The organism is Natrialba swarupiae (assembly GCF_008245225.1).
Taxonomy (GTDB): domain Archaea; phylum Halobacteriota; class Halobacteria; order Halobacteriales; family Natrialbaceae; genus Natrarchaeobius; species Natrarchaeobius swarupiae.
In genome coordinates this window covers 1-21,533 of record NZ_VTAW01000037.1, presented here as the reverse complement: position 1 = coordinate 21,533, position 21,533 = coordinate 1, and the positions used below count along the sequence as shown (strand labels likewise).

At 64.2% G+C, this 21,533-nt stretch carries 18 protein-coding genes; 4 read left to right on the top strand and 14 right to left on the bottom strand.

The window, feature by feature from the left end; genetic code table 11:
* Positions 1-2: 2 nt before the first annotated feature.
* The 9 genes from FYC77_RS18255 to FYC77_RS18220 all read right to left on the bottom strand — a co-directional run bounded on the left by FYC77_RS18255 (position 3) and on the right by FYC77_RS18220 (position 9,377).
* Positions 3-980: a PstS family phosphate ABC transporter substrate-binding protein gene (locus FYC77_RS18255; RefSeq protein WP_202911870.1), complete on the bottom strand. Its 978-nt coding sequence runs from the start codon at positions 978-980 to the stop codon at positions 3-5.
* 454 nt (positions 981-1,434) lie between these two features.
* Complete coding sequence (locus FYC77_RS18250) at positions 1,435-2,418, bottom strand: YeiH family protein (protein WP_149082932.1); 984 nt, start codon at positions 2,416-2,418, stop codon at positions 1,435-1,437.
* The gene (locus FYC77_RS20550) at positions 2,418-2,558 is read right to left on the bottom strand and encodes a hypothetical protein (protein WP_202911869.1); all 141 of its coding nucleotides are present in this window, start codon (positions 2,556-2,558) and stop codon (positions 2,418-2,420) included. Before FYC77_RS20550 ends, FYC77_RS18250 begins: the two co-directional genes overlap by 1 nt.
* A 321-nt stretch (positions 2,559-2,879) precedes the next feature.
* Positions 2,880-3,815, bottom strand: coding sequence for a thiamine pyrophosphate-dependent enzyme (locus FYC77_RS18245; protein ID WP_149082931.1), 936 nt, complete (start codon positions 3,813-3,815; stop codon positions 2,880-2,882).
* Positions 3,816-3,817: 2 nt separating this feature from the next.
* Positions 3,818-5,722 (bottom strand): 2-oxoacid:acceptor oxidoreductase subunit alpha, encoded by a 1,905-nt coding sequence (locus FYC77_RS18240; protein ID WP_149082930.1) that lies wholly within the window; start codon positions 5,720-5,722, stop codon positions 3,818-3,820.
* Positions 5,723-5,877: 155 nt separating this feature from the next.
* A complete protein-coding gene (locus FYC77_RS18235) occupies positions 5,878-6,666 on the bottom strand; it encodes a PHP domain-containing protein (RefSeq protein WP_149082929.1) in 789 nt (262 codons plus the stop codon).
* A 137-nt stretch (positions 6,667-6,803) separates the two neighbouring features.
* Entirely contained in the window at positions 6,804-7,955 is a 1,152-nt protein-coding gene (gene aroC / locus FYC77_RS18230; RefSeq protein WP_149082928.1) for a chorismate synthase, read from the bottom strand.
* A gap of 180 nt (positions 7,956-8,135) precedes the next feature.
* Positions 8,136-8,831, bottom strand: a complete 696-nt coding sequence (locus tag FYC77_RS18225; protein WP_149082927.1) for a cytochrome c biogenesis CcdA family protein — start codon at positions 8,829-8,831, stop codon at positions 8,136-8,138.
* A 3-nt stretch (positions 8,832-8,834) separates the two neighbouring features.
* Positions 8,835-9,377, bottom strand: a complete 543-nt coding sequence (locus FYC77_RS18220; protein WP_162354559.1) for a TlpA family protein disulfide reductase — start codon at positions 9,375-9,377, stop codon at positions 8,835-8,837.
* Positions 9,378-9,608: 231 nt separating this feature from the next.
* On the opposite strand from FYC77_RS18220, the gene FYC77_RS18215 reads away from it, so the two are divergent.
* The 3 genes from FYC77_RS18215 to FYC77_RS18205 all read left to right on the top strand — a co-directional run bounded on the left by FYC77_RS18215 (position 9,609) and on the right by FYC77_RS18205 (position 14,501).
* On the top strand, positions 9,609-10,679 hold the full coding sequence (locus FYC77_RS18215; RefSeq protein ID WP_149082925.1) for a glucose 1-dehydrogenase: 1,071 nt from the start codon (positions 9,609-9,611) through the stop codon (positions 10,677-10,679).
* Between the two features lie 111 nt (positions 10,680-10,790).
* A complete protein-coding gene (locus FYC77_RS18210) occupies positions 10,791-12,029 on the top strand; it encodes a mandelate racemase/muconate lactonizing enzyme family protein (protein ID WP_149082924.1) in 1,239 nt (412 codons plus the stop codon).
* 171 nt (positions 12,030-12,200) lie between these two features.
* Positions 12,201-14,501, top strand: a complete 2,301-nt coding sequence (locus FYC77_RS18205) for an alpha-amylase family glycosyl hydrolase (RefSeq protein WP_238387030.1) — start codon at positions 12,201-12,203, stop codon at positions 14,499-14,501.
* A 59-nt stretch (positions 14,502-14,560) separates the two neighbouring features.
* Here the strand turns inward: FYC77_RS18205 and FYC77_RS18200 are convergent, their stop codons facing one another.
* Genes FYC77_RS18200 through FYC77_RS18190 form a run of 3 tightly spaced genes read right to left on the bottom strand, consistent with a single transcriptional unit; the run spans position 14,561 to position 17,738 of the window.
* The gene (locus FYC77_RS18200) at positions 14,561-15,481 is read right to left on the bottom strand and encodes a sugar ABC transporter permease (protein WP_149082923.1); all 921 of its coding nucleotides are present in this window, start codon (positions 15,479-15,481) and stop codon (positions 14,561-14,563) included.
* A gap of 1 nt (position 15,482) precedes the next feature.
* Positions 15,483-16,511: a carbohydrate ABC transporter permease gene (locus tag FYC77_RS18195; protein ID WP_149082922.1), complete on the bottom strand. Its 1,029-nt coding sequence runs from the start codon at positions 16,509-16,511 to the stop codon at positions 15,483-15,485.
* 21 nt (positions 16,512-16,532) lie between these two features.
* Positions 16,533-17,738, bottom strand: coding sequence for an extracellular solute-binding protein (locus FYC77_RS18190; RefSeq protein ID WP_149082921.1), 1,206 nt, complete (start codon positions 17,736-17,738; stop codon positions 16,533-16,535).
* Between the two features lie 269 nt (positions 17,739-18,007).
* On the opposite strand from FYC77_RS18190, the gene FYC77_RS18185 reads away from it, so the two are divergent.
* Entirely contained in the window at positions 18,008-19,144 is a 1,137-nt protein-coding gene (locus FYC77_RS18185) for an ABC transporter ATP-binding protein (protein ID WP_149082920.1), read from the top strand.
* Positions 19,145-19,211: 67 nt separating this feature from the next.
* Here the strand turns inward: FYC77_RS18185 and FYC77_RS18180 are convergent, their stop codons facing one another.
* Both FYC77_RS18180 and FYC77_RS20795 read right to left on the bottom strand, forming a co-directional pair.
* Complete coding sequence (locus FYC77_RS18180) at positions 19,212-21,257, bottom strand: glycoside hydrolase family 15 protein (RefSeq protein ID WP_149082919.1); 2,046 nt, start codon at positions 21,255-21,257, stop codon at positions 19,212-19,214.
* 27 nt (positions 21,258-21,284) lie between these two features.
* Positions 21,285-21,533: hypothetical protein (locus FYC77_RS20795; protein ID WP_238387029.1), on the bottom strand; the 249-nt coding region annotated here is incomplete at its 5' end.

The window sequence follows — 21,533 nt, the reverse complement described above, 5'->3', positions numbered from 1 at the left end:
CCTCACGGTCCGTTCGCCAGGGTTTCCTGGGCCTCGTCGAGTCGGTCGTCTTCGAGTGGCACGTAGCCGTTCTCGCGGACGTACTGCTGGCCGTCAGTCAGCACGAACTCGACGAAGTCGTACGCTTCATCCTCGAACGGACCGTTCGAGGCGAGGAACATCTCGCGGGCCGGCGGCGCGGGATACGTTCCCTCCTCGACGGCGGCGAGGAACTCCTCGCGGGTCTCGTAGAACTCCTCGTCCTCCGAGAGCGTGCCGTCGCCGTCGAGATCCAGCGGAACCGGCCGGATGTCGCCCTCGAGTTCGCCGCTTTCCAGATCGTAGACGTAGTTGATGTTGTTCAGCGAGATAGCGTTCTCGTCGCTTGCGATTGCCTCCGCGACTCGCTGATCGCCGTCGTGGTTCGCGTCGGCCAGCTCCTCGAGTTCGTTCTCGGTGTAGGCCTCGTCCTCACCGCCGAGGAAGTCTCCCCACTGCTTGTACGCGGCCGAGGCGTCGGAGCGGCCGTAGACGACGATATCCTCGTCGACGTCGGCGTCGACGAGTTCGCCCCAGTTCGTGATCTCCCGCGTAAAGATCGCCTCGAGGTCCTCGCGGGTGAGCCCACTCTCCTGAATGTCGTCGAGAACGGGGTTATCGACGTTGACCGTTCCGACGACCGTATCGACGAGCATCGGGACGGCGAACAGTCCCTGATCGATCTCCTCCTGTTCGGGCTGGCGTCCCATCATCGCGACGTCGACCTGATCGTTCAGTACGTCCGAGACGCCGACACCCGTTCCGCCGCCGCTGATGTCGAACGAGGCATCGGATTCGTCCTCGTAGATGTCCGCCCAGACCTCGACCATCGGGAGCGGACCGACCCCACCCGAGATTCGAACGGCCGACCCCCCGTTGGACGACGTACACCCCGCAACCGAAACCGCACCACCGACAGCTGCCGCTTTCAACAGAGCACGACGCGAATAGTATCCATCCATCGTTACCCCGCCGTTTGGACTCGGGTTTTGTAACCCCTCGTCAGCCTGCAATGCTCCCCTCCTCACGGTGAAACCAGCAATACCCTCGTATCCGTGCCTGTCACAGCCACCCGTAGGACAGTTTCCCACATACGATAGACCAGTCGATCACGAGTAGTCAGAAACGTGGGGTAGGGGCCCGCTACTCGAGTCTGAGGCCACCGTCGCCCGCGACAGTCGTCGTGGCACCGAGTGATCGACGCACGTCCTTCCGCCGGCTCGATTCTGGTGGTCGCTTCTTTCGACGAATCTAGCCGTGATTGGAGCCAGCAGCGCCTTCTGCAAATATCGCCTGTGTCTGCGACGGTCCGATATCTCGACACGCCGGGCGTTTTCGTACGGTCTGTGACGACTGATTGCCGGTCGATCGGTCGCCGGTCTGTGATCGACCGGTACCGACGTGTAGCGGTCCGTATCAGAGAAGGACCGAGAGGGTCGCGAGCGAGAGCGTACTGGCAACGAGCAACGCGATCAGTACGACGAGAACGGGGAGCGGTCCCGCCTTCCGGAGTTCTGTGAGCCGGATCTCCGTTCCGAGACCGACGAACGCGAGCACGAACAGCCAGTTGTAGGCATTTTCGATGGCAGCGAGCTGGTCAGGGGAGAGCACACCTGCCGTGGCGACGAGGACGAGCGCGAGAAAGCCGAGGACGAACTTCGGAAATTCGTCCCAGAGCGTCCGAACCGTGGGTCGGCTTCCGTCCGCCGATCGGGCGTAGTACCCCGCGTACCCGAGTACCACGACGCCGATCAGTGCGTTTCGTGCGAGTTTCGTCACTGTCGCCCACTGGCCGGCGACGTCCGAATGAGCGAAGCCGACGGCGACGACCGGTCCCGTCGAGAACATGCTGACACCGGCCCAGATCCCGAAGACGGTCCCCGACAGTTCGAGTACGTCACCCACGATCGGGAAGACGACGATCGTCACCGCATCGAACAGCAAGACCGTCGCCGCCGCGTACGCGACCTGACTTTCGCGTGCGCGGATCGCTCCGCCGACCGCCACGATGGCCGAAACGCCACAGATACCGGAGCCGGCTGCGAGCAACGAACCGAGCCGATCGGCGAGGCCAAAGACGTTCCGCGAGAGCAGTTCGACGACGACGATCGTCGATCCGGTGACGAGCGCGATGACGGCCACCACGACGACGCCGGCCTCGAGCAGCGTATCGAGTGTCAGGGATGCGCCCATGAGGACGATTCCGGCACCGAGCCAGAGTTTGTGAGTGGCGATCCCCGGCTCGAGGCGATCGGGGACGCCGACGGCGTTTGCCAGAACGAATCCGAGTCCGATCGCGACGAGCAGGTGGTTCGCGCCGAGGACGAGTTCGATTCCTCGAGCGAGAACCGCGCCGAGACAGAGAACCACGAGCCCGGGGAGAAATCGGCGGGCGGACATCACCAGGGGATCGGAAGTTCGAACGCACCGACCAGTACGACGATCACCGCGCCGACAGCAACGCTTTGCCAGTCTCGCTCGAGGTCCCTCCAGTGGGCTCGAACCATCTCGGCAGTCGCCGCCCAGCGATCGAACGACATTCGTTCGATGCCTCCGCTTCGCGTCACTTTACGCTTGTCGATCCTGTCCGAAATAGCGGACAATGTTGCGTGTACCGATGACGGAAATCCGAGTTTTTCCCACCCGACTCGAGGCTGCGGGTACTCGAGCGCAGCGATACGTCTCTCCAATTCGACGTCGGCGTCGGGCGGTCCCGACATCGGAACAGCGTTCGAGACACGAGACTGCCTCGAGCGTCGCCAGTTGGTCGGATAACAAGTACCGAACGGGAGCGCCGCGAAATGCGGCTCGGGGATGCGGTCAGGAACGATCGAAAACGCGAACGCGAACCGGTCCGTGCCCTACTTGTGGCGCTCGAGCAGGTCGTAGCTACGCTCCCACTCGGCGTCGTCGTCGAAGTACCGTTCGGCGAGCGGCTGGTCGGGCATCTCGCCGACAGCCTGCTTCTCCTGCTGGTAGGACGGGCGGTCCTCGTCGACGTAGTAGCGGCCGGTCAGGACGGTACCTTCGTTCAGAACGTCCTCGGTCTCACGCATCATCTCGGCGGCCTCTTCCCGGTTGGTGTGATCGAAGTCGTAGTCGTCGGACTCCTGGACGTCGATGTAGGGGACGTACTGGCGAGCGTCCTTGTTCCAGGTCGGACACTGCGTCAGGAAGTCGACGTGGGCGAAGCCGTCGTGTTCGATGGCTTCCTTGATGATCTCCTTGGCCTGGTTCGGGTTGACCGCAGCGGTGCGAGCAACGTAGCTCGCGCCAGCGTTGAGCGACATCGAGAGCGGACGCAGCGGCGTCTTCGCGCTGCCGGATGGCTGGGTCTTCGATTTGTGGCCCTTCGGGCTGGTGGGCGAGGTCTGGCCCTTCGTCAGGCCGAAGATCTCGTTGTTGAACACGATATAGGTCATATCGTGGTTCTCGCGGGCCGTGTGGATGAAGTGGTTGCCACCGATGCCGTAGCCGTCACCGTCGCCGCCGGCGGCGATGACCTCGAGTTCGGGGTTCGCGAGTTTGGCGGCCCGAGCCACGGGCAGCGAGCGACCGTGGATCGTGTGGAAGCCGTACGTATCCAGATAGCTGTTCAGTTTGCCGGAACAGCCGATCCCGGTGACGGTCAGCACTTCCTCGGGCGTCTTGCCGACTTCCGGCAGCGCCTGCTTGAGCGACTTCAGAACACCGAAGTCGCCACAGCCCGGACACCAGGTCGGCTGCGGTTCGACACCGGGCGTAAACTCGTCCCGGTCGATCTCTCGTTTCTCACCGATCGCGTTGAATGCACTCATGGTTAGTCACCTGCCGCGGGTTCGATTCGTACCTGTGCCTCCGGCTGCTGGTCCTCCTCGGCAACGTTGACTTCGTAACCCTCGACGACCTCGGCGGGCTCGAAGGGGTTGCCGTTGAACTTCAGCAGGCTAGTCATCTTGTCGCCGTACTGACCCAGTTCCTTCTGGATGAGTCCGCGGAACTGTCCGGTGGCGTTCATCTCGACGACCATCGCCTCGTCGACGCTCTCTAAGAACTCCGTCACTTCCGTCTCGGGGAAGGGCATCATATCGGAGACGCTGATCCCCTTGACGGAGTGACCGTGCTCGTTCAGGCGCTCGACGGCTTCCTGGACGGCACCCTGTGAGGAGCCCCAGGTGATGATGCCGTAGTCGGCCTCGTCGGGGCCGAAGTAGGTCTGAGTCGACTCGCGTTCCTCGTCGAGTTCCGCGCGGATGTTCTCGAGTTTCTCGAGGCGGCGTTCCATCTGGGCGACGCGGTTGTCGGGGTCCTCGCTGATGTGGCCGACAGGTGAGTGCTCGTTACCGGTCGCGAGGTAGCGTCCGCCCTTCTGGCCGGGGATCGACCGCGAGGCGACGCCGTCCTCGGCGTCCTCGTAGTTGAAGCGCTTGAACTTCCCGGAGTTGTCGTGTGCAGCCTCCTTGAGCTCTTCTTCGGTCAGCGTCGAGCCGAGGTCGGGCGAGACCTCGCGGTCGAAAAAGTCGACGTCGACGTTCTTGTTCTCGCCGGAGAGCTTCTGGTCGTAGATGAGGATCGCCGGAATCTGGTAGTCCCAGGCGATCTCGAAGGCCAGTCGCGTCTGCTCGTAGGCTTCCTCGATGTTGCCCGGCGCGAAGACGACGCGCTGGGAGTCGGCCTGGCTCGTATAGAGGACGAACTCGAGGTCCGACTGTTCGGGCTTGGTCGGCATCCCGGTCGAGGGACCGGCACGCATCGACTCGACGAGGACGATCGGCGTCTCGGTCATCTCCGCGAGCCCGAGCGGTTCGCTCATCAGGGCGAAGCCGCCACCGGAGGAGCCGGACATCGCCTTGACGCCGGCGTGGCTCGCACCGACGGCGAGTGCAGCTGCGGCGATTTCGTCCTCGACCTGCTCGGAAACCCCGCCCATATCGGGGAAGTTCTGGCTGAGGATGGTGAAGACGTCGGTCCACGGCGTCATCGGATAGCCGGCGATGAATCGACAGCCGGCGTCGATGGCACCGTAGGCGATCGCGTTCGAGCCCGACAGCAGCGCCTGTTCGGTCTCGTGGTCGCCCGTCGGGGCGCGGAGGTCGTGTCCGGTCTCGAACTCGTCCTCGACCATCTCGTAGGCGTCGTGGAGAATCTCGAGGTTCGACTCGAGGACGTCGCCACCCATCGCGTCGGACATCAGGTCCTCGATGTGCTCGAGTTCCATATCGAGCAGGGCGGCGGTGACGCCGACCCCTGCGGTGTTACGCATGACCTCGCGGCCGTGTTCCTTGGCGAGGCCGCGCAGATCGACCGGATAGACGTGCCAACCGTTCTCTTCGGCACGTTCCTCGAGGTCGAGTGTCGCAACCGCTTCCTCGTCGATCAGTCCCTCGTCGTAGACGATCACGCCACCCTCGCGCAACTCGTCTAGGTTCTCCGAGAGAGGTTTGATCTCCTCGTTGCCGTAGTAGGCCTCTTCCTGTGGGTTTCGGGCGAACGAGTCCCCGAGTGCAAGCAGGAAGTTGTAGCCGTCTCCCCGTGACTGTACCTCGTGCTCGGCGGCCCGGATCTCGACGTACGTGTGGCCACCACGGATCCGCGAGGGATAGTGGCGGTGTGTGAATACGTCGAGCCCCGAGCGCATCAGCGCCTTCGCGAAATTCTGGCTCGTCGAGTCGATCCCGTCTCCGGAACCCCCTGCGATTCGCCAGATGAGTTCGTCGTCGCTCATAGGTAAATCAGTGGCCGGTGGGCCAACCGTACCCGAATTTTGCTCTACCGGACCTAAAGCCTTTGCTATAGATTACCAAGGGTCTTTCATGAAGAATGAACGTCCGTTGTAAATTCCTCGTTACGTATCGATATTAGTTTTCATAGAAAACTAGTTTACCGTTTCTCAAGTTCGAGCCCCGGCGGACCGACGGGATCGATCCCACACTCGTCGAGAAACTCGCGAAGGAACTCCGCTCGGTCAGTAACCTCGGCGGGCCGATGCGCGTCGGTGCCAACCGTGACGGGGACGTCGAACGCTCGAAGCTCCTCGAGAAACGACTCATTGGGGTGGACGATGCCGGCGTCGGTCAGCGCTCGGCCGGCGTTTATCTCCGGGACCGTCCGCGAATCGGCGAACGCGCGGGCGACCCGCCGGTACTGCTCGTCCGTCGCCCGTCCCCGTAGCGGCGGCGTCCGTGCGATCAGGTCGACGTGGCCGGCGACGTCGAACAGTTCGGACTCAACGAGCTCGACGAGCCGATCGAAGTACGCCGCGACGACACCGTTGAGGTCGGCGTCGTTTCGGCCCCGAAAATTCGATGGGACCTGTACGTTTCTCCCGTCGACCGTGTGCACGCTCCCGATCGTGTAATCGAACGCCGCCGTCTCGAGAAAGTCCCGAATCGCGGCTTCGTCCTGGGGATCGTAGTCCATCTCCACCGCGTCGTAGATCTCGATCGACGCCTCCTCGCAAAGTCCTTCGATGGCCCGTCGCCGGCGCTCGTAGGTCAGATCGAGGTTGAATCCGTAGCGACTTCGCATCGTCACCGTGTGCTCGCGCGGGGCGACGTTGCAGTGGTCGGCGAAGCCGATCCCCTCGAGTCCGGCGACCTCGGCGGCCTCGACCATCGCCTCGAGGAACTCGCCGTCGGAGTAGTTCGAGTGGAGGTGAAAATCTCGCATACGTCGGGTAGGGGAGCTGACGGGTTAGCCCTTCTGCTGGGTACCAACCGTGGCGCTTCTGCTGGACGGTCACCGTGACGCGAAGGCCACCGTCGAAGTCGTCCGTTGCCGAGTCGCTTCGCGGGCAGAGAATCCGCTCACTCGTTTCGCGGATTGCTCGGGTGGTAGTCGGTATCGTACTCGCCGGGCTGGTCGTCGACGCGGTCGGGGTTGAGCCGCCCCGACAGCAACATGAAGTCGACGAGGGTGAGCGCGAGCATCGCCTCGACGACGGGGACGCCACGCGGCGGGAGAACGGGGTCGTGGCGGCCAATGACCTGCTCCTCTTTGAGTTCGCCAGTCTCCCAGTCGGCGGTCTGTTGGCTCTTGGGAATCGACGTCGGCGCGTGGAGGGTTACCTCGCCGTAGATCGGTTCGCCACTCGAGATCCCGCCCTGAATACCGCCGTGGTCGTTCTCGACCGGAACCGGGTTCCCGTCGTCGTCGAACTCCCAGTCGTCGTTTCGGTCCTTGCCGATCCACTCCGCGGCCTCGGTACCCAGCCCGAACTCGAAGGCAGTCGCCGCCGGAATCGCCATCATCGCCTGGCCCAGCCTGGCCGAGAGCGAGTCGAACCGCGGCGCGCCGAGGCCGACCGGAACGCCGCGGGCCTCGAACTCGATGCTGCCGCCGATGGAGTCGCCTTCCTCCTGGTACTCCTCGATCAGTTCCTGCATCTCCGCCGCGGTCTCGGGGTGGGCACAGCGCACGTCGTTTTCCTCGCTGTGCTCGAGCATCTCCTCGAAGCTCACTTCGGGCGCTTCGACGTCGCCGATCTGGTTGACGTGTGCTTTGCATTCGATCCCCTGAAGCGCGAGCAGTTTCTTCGCGATCGCGCCCGCGGCGACCCAGTTTACGGTTTCGCGGGCGGAGGAGCGCCCGCCGCCGCCCCAGTTTCGCGTGCCGAACTTGGCCGAATAGGTGAAGTCGCCGTGGGAGGGACGAGGCGCAGTGATAAACGGTTCGTACTTGCCCGACCGGGCGTCTTTGTTCTGGATAACCATCCCGATCGGCGTTCCCGTCGTGTAGCCGTCCTGAATGCCGGAGTTGATCGTCACGTCGTCGGGCTCGCCGCGGCTGGTGGTGATCATCGACTGGCCGGGCTTTCGCCGATCGAGGTCCTCCTGGATGTCCTCCTCGGAGAGCTCGAGGCCGGCGGGACAGCCCGAGACGGTACAGCCCATCGCCTCGCCGTGGCTCTCGCCGAACGTGGTCACCTGAAAGAGGCGACCGAATCGGTTGCCGTTCATTACCCCTCTGTTCTGGGACGTGGCCACTTAGCCCTACGGAATCGACGGAGGAGTATACGGTCTGCTGTCCGTCAGTACCGCCGCATCCTGGACCCGTCTTCGGGTGCGGCGGTACACAGGGACAGCAATCCGTATACAGGACGAAGCGGTCGCGCCGGGACAGCGGGACGGCAATCCGTATCAGACGAGACCGAGCTGTGCGAGGCCGCCGTACTCGAACAGGAACAGGTAGAGCTGGACGACGCCGGCGACGATCAACAGCACGCCGCCAGCGCGCTCGAGGATCCGCCCCGAGGGGACGATCCGGCGGAACAGCGATTCGTGACCGACCGCCGTCAGAAGCGTCACCGCGACGAGCATCACGACCATGCCACCGGCGTACGCGCCGACGGTGAGGAAAGCCGCTACCGGACCACTCGAGAGACTCGAGAGGACGACCGTGATGAAAAACGGCGCCGTACAGCCGGCGGCCGCGATGGCGTAGGCGACGCCGAAGGCGAAGTAGCCGCGATAGCTTCGGTCGCGTTCGGGCAATTGCATCGTAAACAGGCGGCCGTGGGTGAGCCCGCCGACCATCGCGACGCCGAGGACGATCAGCGCGAGGCCGACGGCGCCGCCGAGTAACACCAGCCGGTGGAAGTACTGCGAGCCGACGGCGACGGCGATGCCGACCAGTCCGAGGTAGACGGCGAACATGCCCGCACTGGCGACGAGACTCACGACCGAGCCCCGTCTGATCGCCGCGCGCGTCGAACCCGTGACGTCGTCGCCGAGGTAGTAAGCGACGTACCCCGGGAGCATCGGAAACGCACACGGGGCGAAAAACGTCGCCGATCCAGCGGTGAACGCAAACAGGAGGCGTAGGTCCGAGGGCACGGGTTATCCGTCGAGTTCCTCGTCTACTCGCTCGATGATGTCTTCGGCGTCGGTCGTCCCGGAGGTGTGCCATCGAACCTCTCCGTCGGAATCGACCAGCACGAGCGACGGGTACGCACTGATGCCGAACTCCGCGTGGACGTCCGAGTCGGGATCGATGCAGGCAGGATACTCGGCTTCTTCGGCCTCCCAGTACTCGAATACGTCTTGCTCGTCGTCCTCTGGGGAGATCGCACGCATCGCCAGTGTCTCGGTATCGTACTCGTCGCGAACGTCGTGGAGTTCCTCCTGTTGGGGACCACACGGCCCACACCACGTCGCGAAGAAGTAGACGAGCGTGAGATCGGCATCGGTGACGATATCGATCTCGCCGCCAGTATCGACGACGCCCAGGCTCTCGTGGTCGAGATCCGCGGGGACGCTCGAGGGGACCTGGTTGCCGATGAGGCTGTTGATCGCGCCGAGACAGCCGGAGAGGGGTACCGACGCCGCGAGCGCGATCGCTGCACGCCGAGTGAGCGGTCTGGAGGGGGAGTCGGGGACCATACAATTAGATTCTTGACACCAACACAAGAAGCTTTCTTTCGACGACCTAGATGACGGCCGCCACTGCCGTTTCTCACGAGCGATCGGCGTCGCGTCGACGGCACCGGTATCGACGTCGCTGGCCTCGATACCGGTGCTCTCGACGACTCGTGACACCGGCTGTGGCGCGACTGTCATATGTTTACTACAGGATGGGTAAATCTTTTGTCTGACCGGCTCGTTTCGGACGGTATGAAAGCCATCGCTGTGGAACCGGGGGCCGGAGAACCCACTCTCGTCGAACGACCACGACCCGAACCGACGGCCGGCGAAGCGCTGGTTCGAACACTCCGGGTAGGTGTCGACGGGACCGACCACGAAGTCATCGCGGGCCACCACGGCGACGTTCCCGCGGGCGAAGACGAACTCGTGCTCGGACACGAGGCCGTCGGCGTCGTCGAGGACGCAAACGGGACCGACCTCGAGGAGGGCCAGTACGTCGTTCCAACGGTCCGGCGACGACCGGACGGCGTCGGCAACGAGTACTTCGAGCGCGGCGAACCCGACATGGCACCCGGCGGCGAGTACGTCGAACGCGGCATCGCCGGGGCCCACGGCTTCATGGCCGAGTACGTCACGAGCCCCGTGGAGTACCTCGTCCCGATTCCGGACGACCTCGCAGCGCTCGGATTTCTGGTCGAACCGGTCAGTATCTCCGAGAAGGCGATCGAACACGCCGTCGCCACCCGCTCGGCGTTCGAGTGGGAGCCGGAGTCGGCGCTGGTCCTCGGCAACGGATCGCTCGGCCTGCTCACGCTCGCGATGTTCGAGGAGACCCTCGAGATCGACCGGACGTACTGTCTCGGCCGACGTGACCGACCCGATCCGACGATCGAGATGATCGAGGAGCTCGGTGCGACGTACGTCGACTCACGCCAAACTCCGGTTCCAGAGATCCCCGAGGCACACGAAGGGATCGATCTTATATACGAGGCGACCGGCTATCCCAAACACGCCTTCGAGACGGTCGACGCGCTCGCGCCCAACGGTGTCGGGGTCCTGCTGGGCGTCCCCGAGCCGTGGGAGTTCGAGGTCGACGGCGGGCGTCTCCACCGGGAAATGGTCTTGCACAACAAGGCGCTGGTCGGGACCGTCAACTCGCATCGGGGCCACTTCGAGGCCGCGATCGATACGCTCTCACAGCTCCCGGAGTGGTTCACCGACGACCTCGTCACTGGCGTCTACGGGCTCGAGGAGTTCGAAGCCGCCTTCGAGACGGGCGACGATGTCGTGAAGACGGCCGTCGAGTTCGACGCGATCTGATCGGGCAGTCGAGATCACCCGCCACGGGGGATGTCGGCGATCCACGTCTAGTTTCTCCCTCGCAGGCGACAGATGGTAACTATTACTACCGTTCGAGTAAGTATCTCTACTATGGGAGTCGACTACTCACAGCTACACGATCCGAACGCCGAGTACACGATGCGGGATCTCTCGGCGGAGACGATGAACGTCACGCGAGAGCGCGGGGGCGGACGCGACGTCGAGATCACCGATATCCAGACGACGATGGTCGACGGGAACTTCCCGTGGACGCTCGTGCGTATCTACACCGACGCCGGCATCGTCGGCACCGGTGAGGCCTACTGGGGGGCCGGCGCACCCGAACTCATCGAGCGAATGACGCCGTTCTTGCAGGGCGAGAACCCGCTCGACATCGACCGGCTCTGTGAACATCTCGTCCAGAAGATGTCCGGCGAGGGCTCGGTCGGCGGCATCACCGTCACCGCGATCGCCGGCATCGAGGTCGCACTTCACGATCTGGCGGGCAAAATCCTCGAGGTGCCCGCCTACCAGTTGCTCGGCGGCAAGTACCGCGACGAGGTGCGCGTCTACTGTGACTGTCACACCGAGGAGGAAGCCGATCCCGTCGCTTGTGCCGACGAGGCCGAACGCGTCGTCTCCGAACTCGGCTACGACGCGCTCAAGTTCGACTTAGACGTCCCCTCGGGCCACGAGAAGGATCGCGCGAACCGCCACCTGCGCCAGCCCGAAATCGAGCACAAGGCGTCGATCGTCGAGGCCGTCACCGAGCGCGTCGGCTCGCGCGCCGACGTCGCCTTCGACTGTCACTGGACGTTCAGCGCCGGCAGCGCGAAACGCCTCGCGGAGCGCTTAGAGGAGTACGACATCTGGTGGCTCGAGGACCCCGTGCCGCCGGAGAACCACGACGTCCAGCGAGAGGTCACCCAGTCGACGACGACGCCGATCACGGCCGGCGAGAACGTCTACCGCAAACACGGTCAGCGCCGACTGATCGAAGAGCAAGCGGTCGACATCATCGCACCCGACATGCCGAAGGTTGGCGGCATGCGCGAGACGCGAAAGATCGCCGATCTGGCGGATCTCTACTACATGCCGGTCGCGATGCACAACGTCTCCTCGCCGGTCGCGACGACCGCGAGCGCCCACGTCGGCGCGGCGATTCCGAACTCGCTGGCCGTCGAGTACCACTCCTACGAACTCGGCTGGTGGGAGGACCTGGTCGAGGAAGACGTCATCGAGGACGGCTACATCGAGGTCCCCGAGGAGCCGGGACTCGGCGTCACCCTCGACATGGATGCCGTTGCCGAGCGCATGGTCGACGGCGAAGAACTGTTCGACGAAGCCTAACTTCGCCGCACGTCTCTCGCGTTTTTGCGGATGCCGACTCGACTGCGAAGCGTCGCGTCCAGCCGGTCGACGACGGGTCTCGAGTGTCTATCCGGGAACGCGCACACCGAATAACATATTAGTGGTGTACGAATACATCACAAATTTATCCTCCGACAGAGAGAGTCGACTGTGACCGATCGAAGACGCGACTCGAGCGAGCCACTCGAGCGAGAAGACCGAACTAAACGAGGACGAACCGGACGGGAACGAACCGACGGCGGCAAATCGACCGACGGCGCGTTCGAGAGCGGCGACGGCAGCCATCACCCAGGGCCGCCGCGGTTCGTCACCGTTGGCGACGGAATCGTCAATCCGAACGGAAACGAGATGGAACCCAGAGACGACCTCGCGCCCTGGAACCCGGACGCCGAGGGGGAGTACGCCTGGCGCGTCGCCGACGCGCCGGCCGACTCGAGCGCGGAGGCGACGGACGGGCCGGTCGCCGAGTTCGAACCCGACGTTCCGGGCGCGTACACCCTGGAACTCGAGGCACCCGACGGCGTCCACGAACTGACCGTTCGCGCGTTTCCCGACCCCGACAGTGACGGGGTCGAACCCCGCCCGCGGCTCCGTCTCGAGGACGAGGCCGGCGACGATCGGATCGAACTCGTGCCCGACGCGACGTTGTCAGCGGGGAGATCGACCGCTGTGAGCGGCGACGAGGATGTGGAGGGTGACGCCGGCGAAGACGCGCTCGAAGTCGAGTACTACGTCGACGACCGGGACGACCTCGCGGTCGCTCCCGACGGCACTATCGAGATCGAGGACGTGACCGAGCGCGCCCGGATCTACGCGGTCGCCGTGGCTGCCGACGGCCGGCACTCGCTCCCCGACGCCCTCGAGTTGGTTCCGGCCGGCGACGGTGCAGACGGCGACAGTGTAGCCGACGACGATTCGGACGGCGACGATTCGGCCGACGACGGTTTGGACGGCGGCGGCGTACGGATCGAGCGCCCGTTCGGGGCGCCCGCGTGGGTCGAGAATGCGGTCGTTTACGAGGCGTTCACGCGGCGGTTTCCCGACCAGTCCGAGCCGACGTTCGAGACGTTCGTCGACCGGCTCGACCACCTCGAGAAGCTGGGCATCGACGTCCTCTGGCTGACGCCGTTTCTCGAGACCAAACGCGGCTTCGGGACGCCCGACGAGCTGGGCGGCCCCCACGGCTACCACACGACGGATTACTTTCGGGTCGATCCGAATCTCGGCACGCTCGCCGAGTTCGAGGCACTAGTCGACGCCTGCCACGAGCGGGGAATCAGGGTCGTCTTCGATCTCGTGATCAACCACACGGCCGACACGCACCCCTTCTTCGAGGCGGCCGTCGACGAGGATCACCCGAATCACGAACGGTACCGCGACTGGTATCGCTGGGAGGATTTCGACGCCCGCGAACCCGACGCCTACTTCGACTGGGACGAGATTCCCAATCTCGACCACGGGAACCCGGCGGTTCGGGAGTACCTCCTCTCCGTGGTCGACTTCTGGGCCCCGAAAGTCGACGGCTTCCGGACCGACGTCGCCTGGGGCGTGCCGCTGAGCTTCTGGGCCGAGGTGTACGACCGGGTGACGAGCGCCGACGCCGAGTTCTTCCTACTCGACGAGACGCTCCCGTCGTCGGTCGAAATGGGCGGTGGTCGCTTTCACGCCCACCACGACGACAGACTCTACAGCGCACTCGAGACGATCGGTGACGCGGTCGCGACCGACGCCGACGGGGTCGAGGAGGAGACGAACGCCGTGATCGACGCCTTCGCCGACGCGGTTCTCGAGGCCGACGGTGACTCGCCGGACGCGAGCCTCGTCCTCGACGCGGTCGACGAGCGGGCGCGACGCGGCGGTCACCCCTCCTCGCTGTGGCTCACCTACGTCGAGAACCACGATACGGACCGGTACCTGTCGTCGTACGGTCGGGACGCCCAGTTAGCCGCCGGCGCGGCGACGTTTACGCTTCCGGGAATTCCGATGCTCTATGCGGGCCAGGAGGCCGGGCTCCGCAAGCGACGCGAGCCGATGAACTGGGGCGAGGAAGACGAGGAACTGCTCGCGTACTACCGGCGACTCGTCGACCTCCGAAAGTCACACCCGTCCCTGCAAACCGACGCTACACTCGAGCGCATCGAGTACGAAACCGAGACGGACGCGGCCGTGGCGTACGCTCGAGAAGATCCCGAACGCCGCCGGCGGGTCGTCGTCGCGCTCCACTTCGGCGAGGGGTCGGCGACGATCGGAGTCGACGAACCGGTCGCCGAGACGGATCTATTGACCGGTGAGACGGATTTATCGACGGGTGAGAGGATCGTTCGCGACGGGAGCGACGGCGCGAGCGATTGCGAACCGGCGGACGAGGAGTCCGCGTTCGACCGCGAAATCACCGTCGAGACGGCCGTCGTCCTCGAGGTCGAACGCGAGTCGGAGACGCGAGGCCGTTAACGTCTCGCGAGCGGACTCGAGAACGTTTCGAGGCCGAGAAGAGCAGGATTTTCGGCACCTCAGCCTTCCATGCCGCCGAACGAGAGGCCGCTTTCGACGTAGCTCTGGGTGGCGAAGTAGATGATCGCCACCGGCAGGGCGAAGAGGCTCGCGAACGCGGCGAACTCGGTCCACGGCGTCTCGTACTCGTTGGCCGCAAGGGAGTAGAGTTCGACCGAGAGGGTGTAGTTCTCGGGTCGGAGGAGCGTCTGGGCGATGATGAACTCGTTCCAGCCGGCGAGGAACGTAAAGATCAGTACGACGGCGATGCCGGGCTTCGAGAGCGGCAGGATCACCTCACGGATGACCTGCCACTGGCTCGCGCCGTCGACGATCGCGGCCTCCTCGTAGGAGACCGGAATGTTGTCCATGAACGTCTTGAGCAGCCACGTGTTGAACGGGATCGCCCCCGCGGCGTAGAAGACCCCGAGGACGAGCAGGTTGTTGCTCAGTCCGAGGTTGACGAACAGCGCGTACAGCGCGATGAGCGTCGCGATGGAGAGACCGGCACCGACCTGCGTGAACAGGACGTAGCCGTAGAGGATCTTCTCCCGCCCGGCGAACTTCCGCCTCGAGAGCGCGTACGCGCCAGGGATGATGACCGACAGCGAGACGCTGACGGTGACGAAGACGACGATCAGGCTGTTGAACAGAGCCCCCGGCTCGCCGACCTCACCGTTGTCGAAGACGAAGTCCGACTCGAACAGGACCCACCGGTAGGCATCCAGGTTGTACGTCGCGGGATCGGCGAACAGCCCGTCGGAACTCATCAGCCCCGCACCCTGGGAGAACGAGGCCGTCACGATCCAGTAGACCGGGAACATGAGTACGACCAACATTGCGACGGCGCCGACCGTTCCGATCCCGGTCTTGCCGAGGTCGCCGATAGTTCGCCGCCCGGTTCGTACCTGTTCGACCGTCTGTGTGATCGTCTCGAGCATCTCAGTTCACCCCCTCCGCGAGCCGCCCTTTCTTGACCGCGAGCCACATGAACATCCCGATGAAGGCGATGGCGGTGACCATGATCGCGGACGCGAAGGCGTACTCGTTGAGTTCGATCGCCTCCCGGAAGCCGTACACCAGGAGGAGTTCGTTCTGTCGACCGGGACCGCCGCGGTTGAACACCCACGGGACCAGGAACTGCTGGAACGACGCGGCGGCGGTGAGAATCGACGCGAACATCACCGGTCGCTTGATCGCAGGCAACGTGACGTGGTAGAACCGGTGGAGATAGCCCGCGCCGTCGACTTTCGCCGCGTCGTGGAGTTCCATCGGGACGTCCTGGAGTGCGCTCACGATGATGATCACCATGAACGGGTAGGCCATCCAGACCTCCGTCGTGACGTACGCGAGGAAGGTACTCCACCGACCGCCGAGCCAGGCGACCGGGATGTCGACGAGCAACAGTCCGGGCGCCTCTATGGTGACGAAGAACGCGACGGCGTCGACGACGCCGACGAGGCGTTCGACCGCGCCGTTGTACATGGCCAGAATCTCGTTTAGCGGCCCGAATCGGGCGCTACTGAACAGCCCGCGCCAGATCGTCACCCTGAAGATTTCGGGAAAGCCCATCGGAACGATGACGATCGCACGCATGTACCGTTTTCCTCGCACTCGAGAGTGGGTGAGGACGACGGCGATCGTCACGGCGACGACGAGTTTCGCCAGGAGACTCACGGCGACGAACAGCCAGGTGATGCCGAGTGAGTTCCAGAACTGGGTGTCGGTGAACAGGGCGACGTAGTTGTCGACGCCGATGAGGGAGGCTTCCCCGCCGATGACCGTTCCGGCGTGGGTCGCGTCGGTAACGGAGAGATAGATTAGGAACACGATCGGGAACAACATAAACGAGAGAAACAGGGCGATACCTGGCCCGACGAGGAGGTAACCGAACAGGTCTCGGGAGGTTCGATCCGCTCTCAGCCGTCGGTGGCCGAGATCGGTAACGCGGTCGAGGAATGACGTGGACATAGACGAGAGGAAGACCCGTCGTTACTCCCAGCGGCCCCGAATCTCGTCGGCGGCCGCGTTCATTGCGTCTTCGGCGCTCTCCTGTTCGTTGAACACCTGCTCGAGGGCGTCCTCGACGGGGTTCCACACCTGATCCATACGGGGGTGTGACGGCATCTGCACGCCCATCGCGACGTTTTCGGCGAACGCCTCGACGTCGTCACCGAGCTCGTCGTCGTCGGCGTACTCCTGGTGGACGGGGATGAAGCCGTGGTTCTCGGCGTTCGTCAGGATGACGTCCTCGTCCGTCGAGTGCCACTCCGCCCAGTCGATCGCCGTCTCGAGGGCTTCCTCGTCGGCGTCCTCGAGCGTGGCCGTGAAGTACCAGACCTGAATGCCGGTAAACGGCGTCGGATCGCCACCAGCGATGTCGGGCATCGGAGCGACGGTCGTCTCGATTCCGGAGTCGCGGAAGCCGTCGATCTCCCACGGCCCGTTGATCGCGAACGGGGCGTTGCCGTCGTCGAACACCGGCACCTGGGACTCGTAGGCCGGATCCTGCGGAACGTACGGCCAGATCGACTCCTGGAGGAGTTCGACGCCCTCGATGAATTCGTCTTGATCGACGCCGAGCGATTCCGTCTCGTCGTCGAAGAAGTAGCCACCGAAGGCGTGGAGGAACGTGCTCGTGAAGTACGGATCCGCCGGCGGACACGAGAGGCCGTACTGCCCCTCGGCGGGATCGTGGTAGTCGTCCATGATCTCGACCAGCTCCTCGAGCGTCTCCGGCGGCCCGTCGACCAGTTCCTCGTTGTACATGAGTGCCACCGTCTCCGCGCCGTATGGAATCCCGTAGACGGCACCGTCGAAGCGGACGGCGTCGGCCGCCGCGTCCGTAAACGTCGCGTCGAGATCGAGATTCACGTCGTCGGCGGCGTCGTAGGCAAAGCCCTGTTCGTGGTAGTTGCCGACCCAGTCGTGTGCCCACGCGAACGTTTCCGGTCCGTCGCCGGCCGGGATCGCCGTACTGAGTTGATCTTCGATCTCGGAGATCGCCTCGAGGTTCAACTCGTCGTCTCGCTCCTCGTTGAACCGTTCGGCGTGCTCGACGAGGTCGGTCTCCTCGGCGTCCGAGAAGTCGTGCCACAGCGTCGTCGGCTGGTCGTCGTCTCCGCCGAGACAGCCGGCGACCGACAGCGTTGCTATCCCACCGATCCCTGCGAGTAGTTGCCTGCGTTCCAGTGACATGACGTAAACAGTGATGAATTATATCTTCATATATTTAATTGTTAGGATACCGTCTCGAGCAGGGGTGTATCAACGTCGTTGAACGTCGAATCAGCGCGTTTTGGGCGTCATTCGCCGAATATGTGGCGACTGTTCTTCGGGTTCCGATCGACGTTATGAGGAAATCGGGTGGACATCCACTGCCGACTGAAAATATATGCTGTACTAATTCATCCTGAATCGGACTTTTTGAGAAAGCATTTTATAGCTCCTCACCGAACTTCCGGAAAATGGCACGTGTCAGCGTCGAGTCGCTCCGGAAGGAGTACGACGTCGGAACCGTCGTCGCCGTCGACGACCTCGACCTCGAGATCGAAGATGGGGAGTTCGTCACCGTCGTCGGACCGTCTGGCTGTGGGAAAACGACGACGCTCCGGATGTTAGCCGGGCTCGAACGGCCGACTTCGGGTCGCATTCGGATCGGCGAGGAGGACGTAACGGACGTTCACGCGAAAAACAGGGACGTCGCGATGGTGTTCCAGAACTACGCGCTGTACCCACACAAGACCGTCTTCGAGAACATGGCGTTCGGGCTCCGGATGAGTACCGGTCTCTCGGCGGACGAACGGGAGACGCGGGTCGTCGAGACGGCCGAGATGATGGACATCGAAGAACTGCTCGAGGACAAGCCGGACGAACTCTCCGGCGGGCAGAAACAGCGGGTTGCACTCGGCCGCGCGATCGTCAGGGAACCCGACCTGTTCCTGTTCGACGAGCCGCTTTCCAACCTCGACGCGAAGCTTCGGACGAGCATGCGCGCCGAGATCCAGCGCATCCAGGACGAACTCGGTATCACGGCCGTCTACGTCACCCACGATCAACACGAGGCGATGACGATGGGCGACCGGATCGTCATCTTGAACGACGGCACGCTCCAGCAACAGGGGAAGCCGACTGACGTCTACGAGAACCCGGTCAACGAGTTCGTCGCGGGCTTCGTCGGCTCGCCGTCGATGAACTTCCTCGACGTCGCCGTCGACGCCACGGGCGGACGACTCCAGCTGTCGGACCCCGCCGGCGGGTTCCAGTTCGAACTCTCCGCAGGGTACGCCGAGCGCAACGACGTTTCGCTCGAGGCGGACCGGTACACCCTCGGCGTCCGTCCGGAGAACGTTTCGGTCACCGACGCGGGTGCGAAAAACGCGATCACGGCCACGGTCGACGTCGTCGAACCGGTCGGCTCGGACAGCTACCTCCACCTGGACGTCGACGACGAGTTCATCGCCCGCGTCGACGCCGGCGTCGATCTCTCCCCGGGCGACCGCGTATCGCTTACGTTCGACGAGTCTGACGTCCACCTGTTCGATCACGACACCGGACGCGACATTTTCGGCGTCGAGAACGAAGCGCCGACCGCGACGCCCTGACGCAGACGAGACGAGCGGACTCGTCCAACAAGACTCGAAAGTACGTTTTCGAAACTCCTCCTCACACCTACTCGTGTCCAGGAAGCTGACTCGACGATTCCCCGGCTCGAGCGGTCGTCTCGAGTGCCGTCGCCGTCGCGATCCGGAGGGCGTGGGGCCAGCCGAGCGGCGTCGCGCTGTCGGGAGTCCCGTCGTCGAACAGCTGTTCGGGGAGGTAGCCGCCGTCCCGGCGAAGCGGTCCGTCTGGGTCGACGAGCGCGAGTAACTCGCGTCCGAGGTCTACGAAATCGGCGGCCGCGTCGGGGTCGCGGCCTTCGAGGAGTCGGCCGAGTTCGGCCGCAGCCTGTGCCCCCCAGGCGGTCGTCACCGTCCAGATCTTCGGTTCGATCTGGTCGCTGGTCCGCCAGGAATCGCCTTCGAAGCGTGCGATTCCTTCGATCGGCCCGTCGGGATCGCGATACAGCCCGTCGAGCGTCGTCTCGACGTGCTGGCAGAGTCGGTTCATCCGATCGTCGTCGACGTCGGCGAGGGCGTCGTACTCCCGGTGAGCGGCCGCCAGTGCGAACGTGCTCCCGTCGAATCGGCCGTCGAGTTCACCGTCCTCGAGCCGCAACGCGTACCGCCCACGGTCGTCGAGCCAGAGGCTGTCGATTCCCTCGTAGACCGCTTTGGCACGCTCGCGTGCGTGATCACGACGGTCGTCCGGAAGCGGCGCTCGGGCGATCGCCGCGTACGCCTCGAGGTAGGTCGCCGCCGTGTGCGTAAAGCGGCCGGTCATGTTCTCCCAGGCGTTCTGGACGCGACCCGGGAGGCCGTCGTCTTCGAGGACGGCGTCGAGGCCGTCGAGCGTGGTGATCAGCGCGTCCCGAACCGCGTCGTCGTCCGGGTCGACGAGTCGCAGGTAGGTCGCGAGGAAGGTCGCGACACTCGCCGTCTGGTCGGCCTGGTAGTCGACCGACCTCGCGTCCCCGTCTTCCACTCGGCCGTGTGCCCAGCCGGGTGCGAGTCGCCCGTTGTGTGGCCAGACGCGGTGGGGCCAGGTTCCGTCGGCGAGTTGCGTCTTCACGTAGAACTGCGCGCTCTCGCGGTGCCACTCCGATAACCCGATGTCGGCGCGGTGGTCGGCCTCGAGAAGAAACGACGAAATCTCCGCGTCGTCTCTGAACCAGGTGTAGCCGTAGCCGCCGGTGTATCGGAAGAACGGATCGAACTCGGGGCCGGCGATCCGAGCGCCGTTTTCCGCCCGAAGGAACGCCAGCACGCGGAGGTCCGTGGCGATTCCCTCGAGGCCGTCTGCGCTCACGCCGTCGGGAAGCCGTCGGTCGTACTGTTTGCGTCCCGCCTCGAGGAGTGCGTCCGTGCTTCCGTGGTCGGATGCCGCGGTACGGGCGCGTTCAAGGCCGGCGGTTCGGCCGTCGTCCGGCTCTGAAAGAACCGTCGCGATGGTCGCAGCCGGCGTCGCCCCCTCGAGAGAGACGTCGAGAATCGCGATCGGGCTGAGCCGCCCCTCCTCGTAACGGCCGTCGTCGGTCGACCGCGGAAACTCACTCGGTTCGGCCGCGAGCAGTTCCTCGAACTGTTCGGGAACGTGTCCGGTGACGGTGGCGTCGGTCGATGTCGCGGCGAAATCGCGCTCGCGGTCGTGGTGAATCTCGACCGCGTCCCCGTGGCGAAGCTGGCCGACGCGACCGGCCCGCCCCTCCGGTGTGAACCCGAGACACGCCCTGAGCGTGACGTCGGAATCGTCGAGAGCACTCGAGCACTCGATGCGAGTCAGGTGGGTCCTGTCGACGGTCAGGTCGTACTGCGTGACGGTGTGTCCGTCGATCTCGTGGACGGTTTCGACGACCGCGGTGTCCTCGACGTAGCGCTGTTGGCCGCCGTCGAACCAGTCGGTCGTGCCGTCTTCCTCGAGCCCGAAGCGCGACCGTTCGATCCCGGCGAGGCCGGTGAGTGGATACGAGTAATCCCTAAGCGAGCCGTCGGGCGCAACGTGGACGAGTCGGTCGTCGAGACCGGAGAACAGACCCGCCGTCGACCGTCGTTCACCCGGAAATCGGTGGGGGTCCTCTCGCGACCGTTTGACGTCGTTCAGGGCGCTGTGAAGTTCCATCGTATCAGCCACTACGACCCCACCCGATTAAAATTTGTTGTAATATGTATTCCTACTTTTCAAAATGGGCCGGGGCGACGAGACCGACCTGGGTACGCGATCGACGCCATCGATCGGCTCGACGCCGTGATCGACGCCACGGCCGACCGGGAATTTTTTCACCTCGAGTTGCAACCTGTGACGTACTGACAATTCATGGATGACAACGGGCTCACGGCGCTTCTCGAGCGGTTCGGGCTCTCCGAGAAGGAGATCGACACGTATCTGGCGATCCTC